This window comes from Porphyromonas macacae DSM 20710 = JCM 13914 (assembly GCF_000379945.1).
In the GTDB taxonomy this organism is placed as follows: domain Bacteria; phylum Bacteroidota; class Bacteroidia; order Bacteroidales; family Porphyromonadaceae; genus Porphyromonas; species Porphyromonas macacae.
Genome location: NZ_KB904124.1, coordinates 63,780 through 79,315, shown reverse-complemented (window position 1 = coordinate 79,315; position 15,536 = coordinate 63,780). Strand labels below are relative to the sequence as shown.

Genomic DNA, 15,536 nt, shown 5'->3' with positions numbered 1-15,536 from the left:
TGAAAGGTGCGGGCTCTCCGGTCAATTACTCCGATACCCGACCCTTTCTTTGCACAAAGTCTCGCCGCATTGCGTCTCTCTGCCATGGCAGCAAGCGCAGGGGGGGCGAGACTTTCTTTATTACAAAAAGAGCATCCTTTCCGCTCCGGAAAGGATATTATCCAAATAAAAACGAAGGCCATGAAACTGAAGTTGAGCCCTCGCAGGAAAAGCCGGGAACCCTCCGGCAATGATAAACGTAAGCAAAAGAGCCGGCAGATGTCCAATTTGGGTGTCTTCATTACCTTTTTGATGATTTCGGCTGTTTTCTGGTACATACAGAGTCTCGAAGGTACTTATCAAATTCGTCTCAATATCCCCGTAACATACGATTCTCTACCCGGTAAAACGGGTTATAGCATATCCCCTCCGAAGAGCATAGAAGTGGTACTCACAGATAAGGGGCTAAACCTTTTGGATTATAAGCTTAAAGAATTTAAGCCTGTCCATCTGGAAATTCAAAAAGGTAATAACGGCCAGTATCTGGGCATATCGCGCAAGCAACTTAATGCCACCGTCATGAAACAGCTCAGCTCTACGGTGCAGATCTCCTCGATAACCCCCTCGGAAATTTCCATTCCGTTATTCAGGCGCGAGTCTAAGAAAGTGCCCGTACATCTGAATTTCGAGGCAGCCACAGGGCAGGGTTTCATTGCTTACCGGCCTCAAATCACACCCGACAGCGTAACCATTTATGGCAGTATGGAGATGCTGAAAAATATCAAAGAGGTAGTTGCAGAAGATTTGCCGCATGAAGGGCTGACGGCCTCCTTCGAAGGAGAGCTGAGACTGCAACCGCCCGCCGAAGGTGTTATCCTCAGTTTCGAGAAAGTTTCCATCAAAGTGCCTGTAGAAGAGCTTACCGAGTATTCTTTCGAGCAGAATATAGAGGTGGAGGGCGAACCCAAAAACCGCAATCTCCTGCCGTTGCCTGCACGGGTTACCGTGAATGTAACCATCCCTCGCAGCAAGTACAACGATGTGAACCCTGCCGATTTCCGGGTAACGCTCCAATACCCCGATGACCGAACCATCCAATCGGACGACACGCTGCCGCTGGTATTGAAAAATCAACCCGAATGGGTTGTGAACTATACCATCAAGCCGGAGCGTATACAGTATGTAATCGAAAGACGGTAATTCTCCTGTTTTATAATATTCGCACATAAGCACTGTTTATGCAAACTATTGGTATAACCGGCGGAATCGGAAGCGGAAAATCCGTGATTTCCCATCTGCTCAGATTGATGAATACACCTGTCTACGACAGCGATTTTGAAGCCAAAAGACTGTATGAAACGGATGCAGAGCTGGCCGGAAAGATGAAGATGCGTTTTGGTGAAGACATCTACTACAACGGCAAGAATAAGTTGAACCGTACGCGTCTGGCCGAAATTATTTTCAAAGATCCGCATGCTCTTGCCGACACCAATGCTCTGGTGCATCCGGCCGTAACGCGCCATTTCGAAGAATGGCGGCACGAGCAAGCCCTGCAGGGATATTCTTTGGTTGCTGTGGAGAGTGCCATCCTTTTTGAATCTCCCCTCTATCCGCTGGTGGATAGCGTATGGGTGGTAACAGCTGCTGAAGAGCAAAGACTCGAACGCGCCGCCAAACGCGATGGTGTCAGCTCCGGTGCCGTGGCAGAGCGGATCGGCCGACAAATGGCTCAGGAGGAAATGATCCGGCGTGCCGATGCCGTTATCTCCAACGATGGCTCCGAACTGCTCATCCCCCGTATTGCAGGGCTTCTGAAGCAGTTCCGGTAAAAAAGTTATCTTTGTGCATATTAAATAAAGAAGTATGTTAAAGAAAATTCTTTCTATCTCAGGTAGGCCCGGTTTGTACAAACTCATCTCTCAGGGCAAGAACAATATTATTGTAGAGTCTCTTCTGAACGGGCGCCGTATTCCCGCCCGTGTTACAGACCGCATCGTTTCACTGGCCGATATTTCCATGTACACCACGTCGGAAGACAAACCGCTGGTAGAGGTGCTGGAACTGCTACGCATACATCAGGAAGGAGGCAAGAAAATAGACTTGACTCTGTTTAAGGACAACGAAGCTCTCCGTGATTTTATGGCTTCTTTTATGCCGGACTTCGACCGTGAACGCATTTATCCCAGCGATATTAAAAAGTTGTTTCAGTGGTATAATATTCTGATCGATTACGGCTTCAACAAGTTTGAAGAAGAAAAAACAGAAGAAGAGCCGGCAGAAGAGACAACGCAAACCGAAGCAACCGCTTGACATCAAACCCTGTAATGCCTCTGAGCGGGCTGCAGGGTTTCTTTTTGGATTTTATCAACTAAAACAAATAATACCTTTAAACTATGTTCCAAGAAATGAAAAAACACCTGCAAGCAGAGATTCAGGGAATCAAAGATGCAGGCCTTTACAAAGAAGAGCGCATCATCATCACCCCACAGGCTGCCGACATCAAAGTGAATGAGGGGAAAGAGGTGATCAACTTCTGTGCAAACAACTACCTCGGCCTCTCCGATAACCCCCGTCTCATCGAAGCTGCCAAGAAAGCCATGGACAGCCACGGCTTCGGCATGAGCTCCGTGCGCTTTATCTGCGGTACGCAGGATATTCACAAAGCTCTCGAAAAAGCCATTGCAGACTATTTCCACACAGAAGATACCATCCTGTATGCTGCCTGCTTCGATGCCAACGGAGGGCTTTTCGAACCCCTTTTCGGTGAGGAAGACGCTATCATCAGCGATGCGTTGAACCATGCTTCCATTATCGACGGCGTAAGACTTTGCAAGGCCAAACGCTATCGCTATGCCAATGCCGATATGGCAGACCTGGAGCGTTGCCTGCAAGAAGCTCAGGCTCAGCGTTTCCGTATCATCGCCACCGACGGAGTCTTCTCCATGGACGGTAATGTGGCTCCCATGGACAAGATTTGCGAACTGGCAGAAAAATACGATGCTCTCGTAATGGTAGACGAATGCCACAGTGCCGGCGTTGTGGGCAAAACAGGCCGCGGTGTAGCCGAGCAATTCGACTGCTATGGGAAAATCGATATCCATACCGGTACGCTGGGAAAAGCCTTTGGTGGTGCCGTAGGCGGTTTTACCACCGGTCCGAAAGAAGTCATCGATATCTTGCGTCAGCGTTCCCGTCCCTATCTTTTCTCCAATTCCATTCCTCCCGCAGTGGTGGGCGCCGGCCTCGAAGTGTTCAAGATGTTGAACGAAAGCAATGCGCTGCATGACAAGCTGATGGAGAATGTCAACTACTTCCGCGACAAAATGATTGCTGCCGGGTTCGATATCAAACCGACACAGAGCGCTATCTGCGCCGTGATGCTGTACGATGCCCCACTGTCGCAGGAGTACGCCAAACGCCTCTTGAACGAAGGTATCTACGTTACCGGCTTCTACTACCCCGTAGTGCCGAAAGGTCAGGCTCGTATCCGCGTACAGCTTTCTGCCCGCCACGAACGTAAACACCTCGATAAAGCCATTGAGGCCTTTATCAAGATCGGTAAAGAATTAGGCGTATTGAAATAAGTCGCAAAACATTCTAACAAGAAGGCCGCACCTCAGCTTTTGGCTGATCGGGCGGCCTTTTTTGTTTTTGAAGATAAGAGAACACTCATTTTCCTCGCAGCCTGGCAAAGAAGTACGAAACGTAAATACGTGGAAGCAACCGCATCTTTTCAGAAAAACAATCCAAATCCGATATGATTTTTATGTTTTCTGCCAACCCCTTTGTCCGGTGGATATTGCTTGCTCCATGTGTGTCGAAAACAGCTACCGGATGAGAGTGATACAGGAAACGATAACCTGCCAGGGTAACCTGTTTATAAAATTTGAAATCTGCCGATAGCTTGCAAGATGTGTCGAACGGATATTTTTCGAGTAAAATACGCCGAGTGAAAGCTGCCTGATGACAGAAAAACATTTTATGATAATTGCCGGGTGGATAAGCTTTCTTGCAATACAGTTCTCCGTTTTTCCCTTCTTTCAGAATATCCCCGTAGATAACGTCCACATCGCTCTCCTTCTCCAGCAGGGGTTTGAAAACATCCAAAACATGCGCAGAAGCAAAGATATCTCCTGCATTCATAAAGATTATCCACTCGCCCGTAGCTAAAGTCCTTGCCTTGTTCATGGCATCGTAGATACCATTGTCCGGTTCCGATCGAAGAGTGTCCACGATATGAGCATACTGCTTTACGAGTCTCATTGTTCCGTCCGTAGAACCGCCGTCCACAATAATATATTCCACATCAGTCGTCTTGACGCTTTCTACACTCTTCAGCGTAGCTTCGATAAGATTCTCTGCCCGATAGCAAACAGTGATGATCGATAGTATTTTCTTTGAATGCATTCTCTTTGTCAGGATTGGTTTCTTAAAAATGTCCCGTATGCGGCTCCCGCCTGATGGCCTGCAAAACTTCCCTTTTGCCGCCTTTGGGGCCGGGCATGCGCAGCACGTCGAAGCCCGCTCGTTGCAGTCTCCGGCGGATTTCGCCTTTGGCACAGTAAGTCGTCAGTAAGGCTCCCTCGTTACAACACTCGAATACCTTTCGGAAAAGTTCCTCGCTCCACAGTTCAGGTTGAGCTTCGGGAGAAAAAGCATCCCAATAAACCGTATCCACCGCTTGAGGCAGTTCGGTTTGTGTCAGATCTTCCTGCCGTTTGGTCAGGGTAAACAGCGGATGCAATTTTATATCACAGCCCCATGCGGCCTCGTGCATTTGCAGCAACCATTCGTCTGCTCCGTCCAACTCGGTAACAGGGAAATGTATACGTTCGTAAATTGCCGGCTCCAAGGGGTACAACTCGTAAGTATAATAATGAACCGCTTTCTTCGCACGAATAGCTTCCGACAGAGAAAGAAGAGCGTTCAGGCCGGTACCGAAGCCGGCTTCCAGCACGGTTATTACACCGTCTGCTTCCTCAAGGCGGTTGCACAGTCCCAATTCCATAAAAACACGCCTGCTTTCGGTTATTGCTCCGAACATCGAGTGATAGTGTTCGCCTGAAAGCCGGCTGTAAACAGTCAGACTGCCATCGGCTGTGGTACTCAAAGTCAAATTCCTGCTGCTCATTTGCTCCTTTCCGTTACCGCTGCTCTTCAAGTTTTACCAATCGCTCCAACAACGGTGCAGCCACTTGCCAGATAGCAATACCTGCCGCCACACTCACATTTAAGGAATGTTTCGTACCGTATTGCGGTATCTCCAGACAACCGGCACAGGCATCCACCACCGTCTGGCTGACACCTTTTACTTCATTGCCCAACACCAAGGCATAAGCCTCACCGTGCTCAGGCTCAAACCGGTTAAGAGGAATACTGCCGTGTGCCTGCTCCAGTGCAAAGAGCCGGTAACCTTTGTTTTGCAGGTAATGCACCGCTTCCATGGCAGTCTCGAAGTAGTGCCACGTCACACTGTCTTCTGCTCCCAAAGCTGTTTTGTGTATATCCGGATGAGGAGGAGTGGCGGTAATGCCGCAGAGGCATACCTCGCTCAGCCTGAAAGCATCGGCCGTGCGGAGCACAGATCCTATATTGTTCATGCTGCGTACGTCGTCCAAAACTACAGCCAGCGGCAGTTTTTCACTTTTACGGAAAGTATCGGTGTCCAACCGCTTCATTTCCGTGATCTTCAGTTTTTTCATCGATATACGGACTGTCTGCCCTTTATTAAAACTTGCAGTACAAAGATAGGAAAGCCTTGAAACAAAACAGCTTCTGCCATAAAGATCACAGGCTTCTAAAGAAGAGAAAAATCGCATATCTTTGTCGAGATAATCTTAAAATCCTGAAAAGGAAATGTTATACAGCATTTATCCTTCCTCAAAAGGCAAATGCTTATAAAGCCTTACATTTTCTGAAAAAAACAATTAAAGTCTGAAAAGGCCAAAGACACAAATTTGTAATTATGAAAGGAATCAGATTTCTACTCTTTTTACTTTGCTGCTGTTTGGGAATAACCTTCGCAACAGCTCAAAATCATTCTCATCAAGAAGTTATCTACCTCAAAAACGGATCGGTCATTCGTGGTACGGTCGTCGAGCAGACGATAGGCCAATCCATCAAAGTCCGTACTGCAGACGGTAGCTTGTTTGTCTATAATCAGCAAGAAATAGAAAAAATCGTAAAAGAGTCGAATAATGATTCTCAACCATTTAGAAAAGCAGAGAAAAGAAGCTATATCGGCATCGGTTTGGGGGCTACCTATACTTTTGATGACGAAGAGTTTGGTTTCCAGCTCAATTTAATCGATTTCGGCTACCTTTTTAATGAAAATATCGGTATTGCTGCTAAACTTCAGGGAAAAGCATATTCCGTAAATGTTCATTCTACTCATGGGTGGAATAACTCGGGAACTCTGAGTATCAGTACTCTGACAGCAGGCCCGCTGTTATCTTTCCAATCCGGAAATAAAGGACGCTTCGAAATAAAACCCATGGTCGGTTTCGGATCTGCCAGTCTTAAAATAGACAATGTCAGTATAAATTCCGAGACCAAAATGGCTTTCGGATTAGATATACAGTACCGGTATCATATATCCCGCGTAATAGATCTTTTTGCGACACTCGGCTATTCGAAGATCAGCGATTACTCGGATATCAATCTTTTGGCCGGTGTGGGCCTCAGGCTGTAACAAATCCTTTCTCTCTAAAAGAAGGATCTACTTAATGCTTCTTTAAGATAAACCCCGAAAGTTTCAACATAACTTTTCGGGGTTTTATGATGAGAGCTGAAATCTTCCGGTCATTTACGTTCCAGTTCGCGCAGGTTCTCCAGTTTTTTGCGCTGCATAAATTCGTAGATACCCTCCAGATGCTCCACCACGCGACCTCCTCCGAATTCGTAGACCTTGGATACCAGACCGTCAAGGAAATCGCGATCATGAGAAACCAGGATGAGTGTGCCGTCGAATTTCTGCAAAGCTTGTTTCAGCACATCCTTTGTGCGCATATCCAAATGGTTCGTCGGCTCGTCCAGAATAAGCAGATTGACAGGTTCCAGAAGCAGCTTTAGCAAAGCCAGACGGGTACGCTCGCCACCGCTCAACACCTTCACTTTCTTTGTCGACTCTTCGCCTCCGAACATAAAAGCCCCCAAAAGGTCTTTGATCTTATTGCGTATTTCTCCTTTCGCTATATCGTCGATGGTTTGGAACACAGTCAGGTTCTCGTCCAGCAAAGAAGCCTGGTTCTGGGCAAAATAGCCGATCTGCACATTGTGCCCCAACTGCAATTCTCCTCCATGCTCCAATTCCTCCATAATGCAGCGTACCAGCGTACTCTTTCCTTCCCCGTTCTTGCCGACAAATGCAATCTTGTCTCCTCGCTCGATAGTGAGGTTGACATTGTTAAAAACCTGTTTGTCGCCAAAAGATTTTTCTACCCCATTCATAATCACAGGGTAGTTGCCCGAGCGGGGAGCCGGAGCAAAGCGCAGCCTCAGTGAAGAAGTATCCTCTTCGTCCACCTCTACGAGTTCGAGCTTTTCCAGCATTTTCACCCGGCTCTGTACTTGCAGAGTTTTGGAGTAAGTTCCCTTGAAACGTTCGATAAATTCGCGTGTTTCGGCTATGAATTTCTGCTGCTCGTCATAAGCCTTCCGTTGCTGTTCGCGCCGCTCGGCTCTGAGACGCTGGTATTCGGTGTAATTGACTTTGTAGTCGTAGATACGCCCCATGGTTACCTCTATGGTGCGGGTGGTCAGATGATCCACAAATGCGCGGTCGTGGCTGATAACCACTACCGTCTGCCCTGTTTCGATCAGGAAATCTTCCAGCCACTGAATGGATTCGATGTCCAGGTGATTTGTCGGCTCATCAAGCAGCAGCACGTCCGGCTTCTGCAAGAGCAGTTTGGCCAGCTCGATACGCATACGCCATCCTCCGCTAAACTCCGAAGTGGGACGGGTAAAATCCGTGCGCTTAAAGCCAAGACCGAGGAGAGATTTTTCCACGGCAGCATCATAGTTGATCTCTTCGATACCGTAGAATTTCTCCCCAAGCGTGGTTACCTCCTCGATGATAGCCATATATTCCGGGCTGTCATAGTCCGTGCGTATTTCCAATTGCCTGTTCAAATCGTTCATCCGTGCTTCCATCGCATGGATATGTGCAAAAGCCTGTGCCGTCTCCTCAAACACAGTGCGCCCGTCCTCCGTCATCAGATGTTGTGGCAGATAAGCAATAAGCGAATCTTTCGGTGCGTTTACCTTACCTCGTGTCGGTTCGCGGATACCCGCCAAAATCTTAAGCAGGGTGCTTTTCCCCGCTCCGTTTTTACCCATCAAGGCGATACGGTCTTTCGGATTAATAACAAAAGAAATATCTGAAAAAAGAGCCGATCCGCCGAACTCTACAGTTACACCGTCTACTGAAATCATTGCATTATCGTTTTATTCTGCCCGCAAAGATAACCATACAGCTTCAATAGCAGCGTAGTGCAGGATTCAGCGTCAACTCGATACGAGCAATGATGGTCGTAAGGTTATGACTGTCTGAGTTCTCGTTTCAATGGGAGATTATCTGCTTTCATCCGACTTCGCCGTGAAAATTCACAAGTCGACTTACCTCTCGAGAAGCAAAAGGCTCACGGACAATGGAAAATTGTCTGCCTGAAGAATTTTTATCCAAGTTAACTTGGATTTTTATTCTTTGCCTGAAGAATTTTCAACCGTCAGGCAGAACTTTTTTATTGTGAAATGACAAGGGGGCAACCCTCTGAATAATTCAATATGGAGAGCAAACGGATTTTGCCCTCCGAACTTTCAAAATGTCATACATATTAGTAGGTATATAGGTATATTGTCGTGTTTTAGTAATAAAAAGTCCTAAAATATTAAAAAATTCATACCTTTGTCATGATTTTAATGCCAAATTGACATTGCCAAACCTTATATTCGGATAACTCAAAAAGAAGTTGATTATGAAAATGGATAAATTGGACAAATTAGATTTAAAGATACTGAAGATTATCTCCACGAATGCACGTATTCCATTCAAAGAAGTAGCCGATTTGTGCGGTGTATCGCGTGCGGCCATTCATCAGCACGTGCAGCGAATGATAGAATTGGGCGTTATCACCGGATCCGGGTTTTCGGTAAATCCGAAAGCATTGGGGTTTAATACCTGCACATACATCGGCGTCCGTCTGGAGCGCGGCTCCTTATATAAAGAGGTGGCTCCGCTGCTGAGACAAATTCCGGAAATTGTAGAATGCCACTACACCACAGGGCCGTACTCGATTTTCGTAAAACTTTATGCCGAGGACAATAACGACTTGATGCGCATCCTTAACGGTATTATTCAGGAAATACCGGGCGTGACCGGCACGGAAACGCTTATCTCTCTGGACGAGAGCTTTATGCGCAGTCTTTACATCCCTATTCCCGACGAAGATTAACGACCTTTTTTCATCTTCCCATACACAAGTTATGCCCGAACCCAATTACAGCCTTTCGGAGCTAAACAGAAATATACGCAGTTGTCTGGAGCATGGACTCCCCGGACAGTATTGGGTGCGTGCCGAAACCAGCGAAGTACGCATCAACCCTTCAGGGCATTGCTATTTGGAACTTATCGAAAAAGGACCGGACAATAACCTCGTGGCACGCATCAAAGCCACAATCTGGGCTTATGAATACCACGGTATGAATGCCGAGTTTTTCAAAACCACGGGGCTTCGGTTCGACAGCGGCATGAGCGTGATGGTGCTGGTGAAAGTAACTTTTCATGAGCTTTTCGGCATGAGTCTCAATATCAAGGACATCGACCCATCCTACAGTCTGGGAGAAATGGCAAGGCTCAGACAAGCCTGCATAGACAGGCTCAAACGCGAGGGGCTGATGGATTTGAACAAGCATCAGGCTCTACCGGTTCCCCTTCGGCGCATCGCCATCATATCCTCGCCAACGGCGGCGGGTTATCAGGATTTTATGCAACATCTCTGCTTCAATCCCTATGGCGTAAAAGTTTATACGGCTCTTTATATGGCAACGATGCAGGGCAAGGAGACAACACCGTCCGTAGTATCGGCTCTGGATCGCATAGCAAAGCATGAAGCCGGCTTCGACGCCATAGTGATCATAAGGGGCGGAGGGGCTGTGGCGGAGTTACAGGCATTCGACGACTACACACTGGCGGCAGCCGTGGCTCGCACCCGACTGCCTGTCTTTACAGGTATCGGACACGACCGCGATGTGTCGGTAACAGACATGGTGGCTTTCAAGTCGTTCAAAACACCGACCGCCGTGGCCGATTATATCGTAGAGTCTCTGGCCGGACTGCTGGGAGAAATGGAAACGCAATGGAACAGACTGCTCAATGCTACACATCTTCTTTTGACAGCTCGCGAAGAGCGACTTCAACGGATGCAGTACCGAATACCTCTGGCAGCACGCAGACTGATCGAAAAGGAAAAGCGACAGCAGCAAAACAACATACATCGATTGAACATGAGCACACAGGAAGCTCTTAACAGAAAAAAACACTTGCTGAATGTTGTTGCCATACAACTGCCCCAAGCAGTACATCGCTCCTTAGATAAACGACATGAAAGACTGCGCAGTTCGATCGAAAGACTTCCCTTGCTGACAGAGCGGATAATGAAAGGAAAACAAGAGAAACTGGCCATGCAGGAGCAGGCTGTGAAACTGCTGAACCCCAAACGAATCATGCAACGAGGGTTCAGTGTGGTCAGAGCAGACGGGCATGCCGTTACCCAAGCCGAGAACTTGCATCCGGGCATGCAACTGACCATCTCTTTTGCTTCCGGTACGGCTTCAAGTTCGGTTATCGAAGTATATCCGGGAAAAAAGTAGCCAGCTTCCCGTCTGTCGCATTCGATTTCCACATCCACGCTATCAAAACATCTATTTTGAATGAATTCACTGCAAAACTATCACATCCGCAAGGCTGCAGAAAAAGACCTTCCACGTCTGTTGGAGCTGTATGCAGGAGCCCGGACTTTTATGGCTCTTAAGGGTAATACTTCACAATGGGGCAACTCCTATCCGGCTCCGGAGCAAATCGAGGAAGACATCGCACGAGGAAATCTTTTTGCAGTTACACTTGAAGACAGGGAAAAAATCGTAGGAGTTTTTTATTATGCCGTGGAGATCGAACCAACTTACGACTATATAGAAAACGGGCCGGGCTGGCCGGACAATGAACCTTACGGGGTTATCCACCGTATGGCCGGCTCTGCGGGAATGCATGGGCTGGCGCGGTTCTGCTTCGACTACTGCCTGAAGCAATGCAACCGGCTTCGCTTAGATACGCATGCCGATAACAAGCCGATGTTACGGGCTATCGAAGATTTCGGTTTCGACTATTGCGGCATCATCTACGTGAAAGATCATTCTCCACGCAAAGCCTTCGCCCTGAAACGAGATTGATAATTTTCCCCGGCTCGGGTAAAAATAAGACGGCGTGTCATCATGCGCAAACTACTGCGCTCCCTGCGACATTCGGCTTCGGTCACGCACTTCAGTATGCTCTTCCCTTCAGCCTCAGTCTTGGCACCTTGTACTTTACCTATTCTGACACATCTAAAAAAGGGCTGTGCCAAATGAATTTTGACACAGCCCCCGTTATTTTTCGATTTTTAAGAGAATTTTAGAAGCGATAGCCCAGACCCAAATGGAATGAGGTGTTTTTAAGCGTTGTCTCTTTGTCTTTTGCCAAACTCTTAGCCTGATCCAGCATACCGAAGTCTGCACCCAGCAAAACATAAATTTTATTGATGTCCACCATGGCTGCCGCACCAAGGCCTACGTCGAAACGCTTCTCCTTCCACATGTCTTTAATACCGTCTTTGAAGATATCGATATCCTTATTATTGTCCGTTTTTGCCGTACCGGCGATAGCATAAGACAAATAAGGACCGAATTGCACATTAAAGGCCAGCGTTTCGCCAATGGGCACACGCAAACCTAGGTGCAGAGGTATCTCGATATGATGAGTACGTGTTTTTACGTCGCCGAAATCCCGATCTTTAATCGTTGTGTTACTACCCTTGGAGAGGAATGTAATTCCGGGGGCGAAATAAAACATGGATGAAAAAGGAATATTGACAGCACCGCCGATGCGGTAACCCACAATAGCTTTTGTTGTCAAATCGTTAACCTTTTCAATTTTATAATCTCCTTTGCTAAAATTCACTGATGCATCTACGCGAAAACGCCAATCGCTCAATTGAGCATTGGCTACACCTACGCTTAATATCAATAGAAAAAGCGTGGTCAGTAATGTTCTCTTTTTCATGTTCATTCTAATCATATTGTTATAAAAATCATATCGGCGCATTTTCAAAAAACTTTAAGTGCAGAAAGCCGTTATAAATGTTTTTTTCGTCCTGCAATGTTAAAGAGTTTTTAGAAGCGCACGCCTAAAGTAGTATAAAAGTCACGATTATATCCGTAAATATCGTTATTCAACAAGGTTGTCTTGAGCTTTTTAAGCCCCAGTTCGCCTCCCAATCGTACATATACGGGGCCATAACCTACAGCCATGGAAGCGCCGACACCCCACTCGAATCGGTTGAAACCGTTATCCTTATCGAATGTATCAAGCTCTTTTTCTGCCTGCCTGATCTTTCCGCCTATTCCATAAGCCACATAAGGACCTCCCTCCAGAGAATAGTGCCAATGGCTGCCCAAAGCCGTATGAAAGCCGACATGCAGCGGAATATGCAAATAAAGCATCTTCATATTCAGGTCGGGCTGTGCTTTCTGCTTCAATAATCCATCCAAATACTTACCGACCTCGGGAGGAAGAGGAATGGGGAGTTTCTGCATGATCTTCTGCAGTTCCTTCGCCAGATTCTGCATGGATTTATCTTCAACGGTAGTACCGTTTCGTTTAATATTCAAGCCGGGAGCAAAATAGAAACCATCTCCAAAATAAAACTCAGCGGACACCCCGGCCCGAAAACCGGTATGCATCTTCGTATCGCCGACATGTCTGCCAGCAACAGTCACTTTAACATCGTTAAAAGACGCTCCGCCTTCTGCACGAAAAGCAATCTTTTGAGCCTTAACCGGCCCCATGGTGCAAAGGGCAAAAGCGGCAATCGACAGTATACGTTTCATCGTAATTTCCATAAAAATATAAATTCTAAAAATCACATTTCAACATATAAAGATACATTTTATTTATCAAGGAGGCAGAAAGTATGTTCCGGAAGTCAAAACCGGACGGCATAAATCCGGCGCACCGAAAGCACGGAAAATTCAGAAGCGGATACCGACTGCAGTATAGAAGTTATTGTTTTTAGCCGAATTGTTAGAGTCTCCGTTTTTGAGCGTATTATACAAACCGAACTCGGAGCCTACGCGCAAATAGAGTCGACTATAGTCAACCGTGGCAGAAAGCCCCAAACCCCAATCGATACGTTTTGCCAAATCGGTATTTCCACGCAGTTTTTTTATTTTGTTCAGCAAGGCATCATTTGTTTTGAGATCCTGAGAAATCAAAAAGGACATATAAGGTCCGGCCTCTAAAGAAACCCCCAAAGTTTTTGTCAAAGGCATGCGAAATCCCACATTCAAAGGCACGGACAGATAGTGTAACTGTTCTTTTATTTCAGCCTTTACAGAAGGTACATTTATTTCAGTACCATTCATTTTGAATGTGATTCCGGGAACAAAGTAAAGACTGCTGGTAAGGCAAAATTCTACACCTGCACCCACACGATAGCCCGTTTTCATGGCGGGATCATCAAGTTTTATCCCCTTTAACTTCAGATCTACATTTGCAAAGTTCACACCGGCTTCCACCCGATAGTTGACCATCTGTGCTTTTGCAAATCCAAAAGTTGCCAGCAGTAAGGCAACGCCAGTAATGATTTTTTTCATAATAAAATTCTCTCTGTAAAATCTTTTATTCTTTCCCGTAAAAAAGAAATCCTAAACTTTACAAATATATAGAATTTTAAAACTTATTAACAAAGAGGAGCTTTATCCAAAACGAATAAAACAGTATTTTATTGAAATAACTTTGTTAAAAACTGTTCAAAAGCCTTTCTTGCATACGAATTCTCTCGTTGGTTATTGGCCATAAACGAAACGGCATACCACTGCCCACGCCACTGAACATAACCGGCATAAGCCTGTACACCGCTCATGCTACCGCTTTTAAGACGGGCATGGAGCCTGCTGTTTTTCAAAAGGCTCTTTACGGATCCCTCTTCACCCGCCACGGGCAGCGATTGCAGGAAAGCATTCTCCGAGGGCCGGGTATTCTTTCCGACCTTCATTCCGGTCAACATACCATTGATGGCACGCGCCGTAACACGTCCTTTGGGCGAAAGACCGCTACCGTCATACAGGTCGAGTTCACGTGCGGAATATTTCAATCTTTTCGTCCAATAATCGATCATTCCATAGGGACGATTTGCAGAAATAAGCTGAGATCCCCTGCCTTGACTCAGTGTAAGCTCCACCTCGTTTTTCAAAGCCTCGGCATAGCTGTTGACACTCCGATAATTGGTAATGCGTACAATGGTATCCAAAGGCAGAGAAACGTAATTCATAAGCAAATCGGCCTGCCTGTAATCGGGACGAACGTAAAGCCCTTCGGCCTCCTGCTCCACTACGATACCGTAAGCGGCCAGCTTGTCCCGGATCATAGATGCAGCAAACAGAGCAGGGTCAGGCATCGCGGCACGCAGTTTGTAACGACGTATTTTGGGTGGAATGGAACCTGTGATGAGAGCCTGAGTGCTGAATGGCGGCACGATGCAGTACACACTGTCGCGTTTACCCGTTTTGAGAATCAAGTGCCAGTTAAGAGCCGGATGTGCAGGGTCGATGGAGTCTATTACAGGTCTTGCCCCGTAAGAATTAAGATACAGCGTGATGCTGTTATCGTTCAAGTTAAAACCGTAAACGCCCGTGCCGTAATAATTTCCCACATCCTCCATCAGCCAATTGGCATTCACTCCCTCAAAACCGTAACGCGAGGCATCCACCGACACCCTGCCCGCTATACGCTCCACTCCTTTCTGCTGAAGAGCCATAACGAGGTCTCTCCGGAGCCTTCCGCTATCTTCGGGAATGTAATGAGAATCTATGGTCGGATCTCCTCCTCCGCGAATAATAAGAGACCCCTCAAGAGTATGCCGGCGAATAGCACCATCCGCATACACTCTGGTTGTAAAACGAAAATCTTCACCCAAAACATTCAAAGCTGCCGCCGTTGTAAAGAGTTTGGTCACCGATGCCGGACAAAGTCGTTTTTCCTCATTATAACGCAACAAGACCTTGCCGTCTGTCGTGCTGACAACAATTGCCACAGATGCGCCATGTTCGGCCTCGAACATCTTCAGAATGTCCATTGCCGGCATCTGCTGTGCAAAGAGCTTCTGCGATATGCCCGGGAAGGCATAAAGGAAAAAAAGCATAAGCATTATATTATATACGGCATTACGGGGCTTTAAGTCTCTTTGTTTCATTGTTTGACTGGTTATTGGTACTTTTATGCACAAACAAGATACAAAATATAA

General features: G+C 46.7%; 16 protein-coding genes. 8 read left to right on the top strand and 8 right to left on the bottom strand.

Annotation, left to right across the window (positions count from 1 at the left end; all coding sequences use genetic code 11):
* The first annotated feature begins 84 nt into the window (after positions 1-84).
* The 4 genes from A3GI_RS0100395 (at position 85) to kbl (ending at position 3,563) form a co-directional block, all read left to right on the top strand.
* Positions 85-1,179: a CdaR family protein gene (locus A3GI_RS0100395; protein ID WP_018359494.1), complete on the top strand. Its 1,095-nt coding sequence runs from the start codon at positions 85-87 to the stop codon at positions 1,177-1,179.
* Between the two features lie 38 nt (positions 1,180-1,217).
* Complete coding sequence (coaE, locus tag A3GI_RS0100390) at positions 1,218-1,808, top strand: dephospho-CoA kinase (protein WP_018359493.1); 591 nt, start codon at positions 1,218-1,220, stop codon at positions 1,806-1,808.
* Between the two features lie 34 nt (positions 1,809-1,842).
* Positions 1,843-2,289, top strand: a complete 447-nt coding sequence (locus tag A3GI_RS0100385) for a DUF5606 family protein (protein ID WP_018359492.1) — start codon at positions 1,843-1,845, stop codon at positions 2,287-2,289.
* An 83-nt stretch (positions 2,290-2,372) separates the two neighbouring features.
* Positions 2,373-3,563, top strand: a complete 1,191-nt coding sequence (kbl, locus tag A3GI_RS0100380; RefSeq protein ID WP_018359491.1) for a glycine C-acetyltransferase — start codon at positions 2,373-2,375, stop codon at positions 3,561-3,563.
* An 85-nt stretch (positions 3,564-3,648) separates the two neighbouring features.
* Here kbl and A3GI_RS0100375 read toward each other — a convergent pair whose 3' ends face one another.
* Genes A3GI_RS0100375 through A3GI_RS0100365 form a run of 3 tightly spaced genes read right to left on the bottom strand, consistent with a single transcriptional unit; the run spans position 3,649 to position 5,681 of the window.
* Positions 3,649-4,386 (bottom strand): glycosyltransferase family 2 protein, encoded by a 738-nt coding sequence (locus A3GI_RS0100375; RefSeq protein WP_018359490.1) that lies wholly within the window; start codon positions 4,384-4,386, stop codon positions 3,649-3,651.
* Positions 4,387-4,408: 22 nt separating this feature from the next.
* Positions 4,409-5,110 (bottom strand): tRNA (5-methylaminomethyl-2-thiouridine)(34)-methyltransferase MnmD, encoded by a 702-nt coding sequence (mnmD, locus tag A3GI_RS0100370; RefSeq protein WP_018359489.1) that lies wholly within the window; start codon positions 5,108-5,110, stop codon positions 4,409-4,411.
* 13 nt (positions 5,111-5,123) lie between these two features.
* Positions 5,124-5,681: an RNA methyltransferase gene (locus A3GI_RS0100365; protein WP_018359488.1), complete on the bottom strand. Its 558-nt coding sequence runs from the start codon at positions 5,679-5,681 to the stop codon at positions 5,124-5,126.
* Between the two features lie 263 nt (positions 5,682-5,944).
* On the opposite strand from A3GI_RS0100365, the gene A3GI_RS0100360 reads away from it, so the two are divergent.
* The gene (locus tag A3GI_RS0100360) at positions 5,945-6,670 is read left to right on the top strand and encodes an outer membrane beta-barrel protein (protein WP_018359487.1); all 726 of its coding nucleotides are present in this window, start codon (positions 5,945-5,947) and stop codon (positions 6,668-6,670) included.
* A 110-nt stretch (positions 6,671-6,780) separates the two neighbouring features.
* Here the strand turns inward: A3GI_RS0100360 and A3GI_RS0100355 are convergent, their stop codons facing one another.
* A complete protein-coding gene (locus tag A3GI_RS0100355; RefSeq protein ID WP_018359486.1) occupies positions 6,781-8,415 on the bottom strand; it encodes an ABC-F family ATP-binding cassette domain-containing protein in 1,635 nt (544 codons plus the stop codon).
* Positions 8,416-8,963: 548 nt separating this feature from the next.
* On the opposite strand from A3GI_RS0100355, the gene A3GI_RS0100350 reads away from it, so the two are divergent.
* From A3GI_RS0100350 to A3GI_RS0100340, 3 genes are read left to right on the top strand one after another with little or no spacing between them, the layout of a single operon-like run.
* Positions 8,964-9,434, top strand: a complete 471-nt coding sequence (locus A3GI_RS0100350) for an Lrp/AsnC family transcriptional regulator (protein ID WP_026215815.1) — start codon at positions 8,964-8,966, stop codon at positions 9,432-9,434.
* A gap of 31 nt (positions 9,435-9,465) precedes the next feature.
* Positions 9,466-10,851: an exodeoxyribonuclease VII large subunit gene (gene xseA / locus A3GI_RS0100345; RefSeq protein ID WP_018359484.1), complete on the top strand. Its 1,386-nt coding sequence runs from the start codon at positions 9,466-9,468 to the stop codon at positions 10,849-10,851.
* Positions 10,852-10,911: 60 nt separating this feature from the next.
* Positions 10,912-11,427 (top strand): GNAT family N-acetyltransferase, encoded by a 516-nt coding sequence (locus A3GI_RS0100340; RefSeq protein ID WP_018359483.1) that lies wholly within the window; start codon positions 10,912-10,914, stop codon positions 11,425-11,427.
* A gap of 220 nt (positions 11,428-11,647) precedes the next feature.
* Here the strand turns inward: A3GI_RS0100340 and A3GI_RS0100335 are convergent, their stop codons facing one another.
* The 4 genes from A3GI_RS0100335 to dacB form a co-directional block, all read right to left on the bottom strand.
* Complete coding sequence (locus A3GI_RS0100335) at positions 11,648-12,295, bottom strand: porin family protein (protein ID WP_244861526.1); 648 nt, start codon at positions 12,293-12,295, stop codon at positions 11,648-11,650.
* A gap of 110 nt (positions 12,296-12,405) precedes the next feature.
* Positions 12,406-13,122, bottom strand: a complete 717-nt coding sequence (locus A3GI_RS11070; protein WP_162151350.1) for a porin family protein — start codon at positions 13,120-13,122, stop codon at positions 12,406-12,408.
* 141 nt (positions 13,123-13,263) lie between these two features.
* Positions 13,264-13,887, bottom strand: a complete 624-nt coding sequence (locus A3GI_RS0100325) for a porin family protein (RefSeq protein WP_018359480.1) — start codon at positions 13,885-13,887, stop codon at positions 13,264-13,266.
* Positions 13,888-14,015: 128 nt separating this feature from the next.
* Positions 14,016-15,485 (bottom strand): D-alanyl-D-alanine carboxypeptidase/D-alanyl-D-alanine endopeptidase, encoded by a 1,470-nt coding sequence (gene dacB / locus A3GI_RS0100320; RefSeq protein ID WP_018359479.1) that lies wholly within the window; start codon positions 15,483-15,485, stop codon positions 14,016-14,018.
* Positions 15,486-15,536: the final 51 nt, after the last annotated feature.

Excerpts from the sequence above, each read along its gene's own strand:
- A3GI_RS0100395 (WP_018359494.1), top strand. The coding sequence starts at position 85 with ATGGCAGCAAGCGCAGGGGGGGCGAGACTTTCTTTATTACAAAAAGAG.
- coaE (WP_018359493.1), top strand. The coding sequence starts at position 1,218 with ATGCAAACTATTGGTATAACCGGCGGAATCGGAAGCGGAAAATCCGTG.
- A3GI_RS0100385 (WP_018359492.1), top strand. The coding sequence starts at position 1,843 with ATGTTAAAGAAAATTCTTTCTATCTCAGGTAGGCCCGGTTTGTACAAA.
- kbl (WP_018359491.1), top strand. The coding sequence starts at position 2,373 with ATGTTCCAAGAAATGAAAAAACACCTGCAAGCAGAGATTCAGGGAATC.
- A3GI_RS0100375 (WP_018359490.1), bottom strand. The coding sequence starts at position 4,386 with ATGCATTCAAAGAAAATACTATCGATCATCACTGTTTGCTATCGGGCA.
- mnmD (WP_018359489.1), bottom strand. The coding sequence starts at position 5,110 with ATGAGCAGCAGGAATTTGACTTTGAGTACCACAGCCGATGGCAGTCTG.
- A3GI_RS0100365 (WP_018359488.1), bottom strand. The coding sequence starts at position 5,681 with ATGAAAAAACTGAAGATCACGGAAATGAAGCGGTTGGACACCGATACT.
- A3GI_RS0100360 (WP_018359487.1), top strand. The coding sequence starts at position 5,945 with ATGAAAGGAATCAGATTTCTACTCTTTTTACTTTGCTGCTGTTTGGGA.
- A3GI_RS0100355 (WP_018359486.1), bottom strand. The coding sequence starts at position 8,415 with ATGATTTCAGTAGACGGTGTAACTGTAGAGTTCGGCGGATCGGCTCTT.
- A3GI_RS0100350 (WP_026215815.1), top strand. The coding sequence starts at position 8,964 with ATGGATAAATTGGACAAATTAGATTTAAAGATACTGAAGATTATCTCC.
- xseA (WP_018359484.1), top strand. The coding sequence starts at position 9,466 with ATGCCCGAACCCAATTACAGCCTTTCGGAGCTAAACAGAAATATACGC.
- A3GI_RS0100340 (WP_018359483.1), top strand. The coding sequence starts at position 10,912 with ATGAATTCACTGCAAAACTATCACATCCGCAAGGCTGCAGAAAAAGAC.
- A3GI_RS0100335 (WP_244861526.1), bottom strand. The coding sequence starts at position 12,295 with ATGAAAAAGAGAACATTACTGACCACGCTTTTTCTATTGATATTAAGC.
- A3GI_RS11070 (WP_162151350.1), bottom strand. The coding sequence starts at position 13,122 with ATGAAACGTATACTGTCGATTGCCGCTTTTGCCCTTTGCACCATGGGG.
- A3GI_RS0100325 (WP_018359480.1), bottom strand. The coding sequence starts at position 13,887 with ATGAAAAAAATCATTACTGGCGTTGCCTTACTGCTGGCAACTTTTGGA.
- dacB (WP_018359479.1), bottom strand. The coding sequence starts at position 15,485 with ATGAAACAAAGAGACTTAAAGCCCCGTAATGCCGTATATAATATAATG.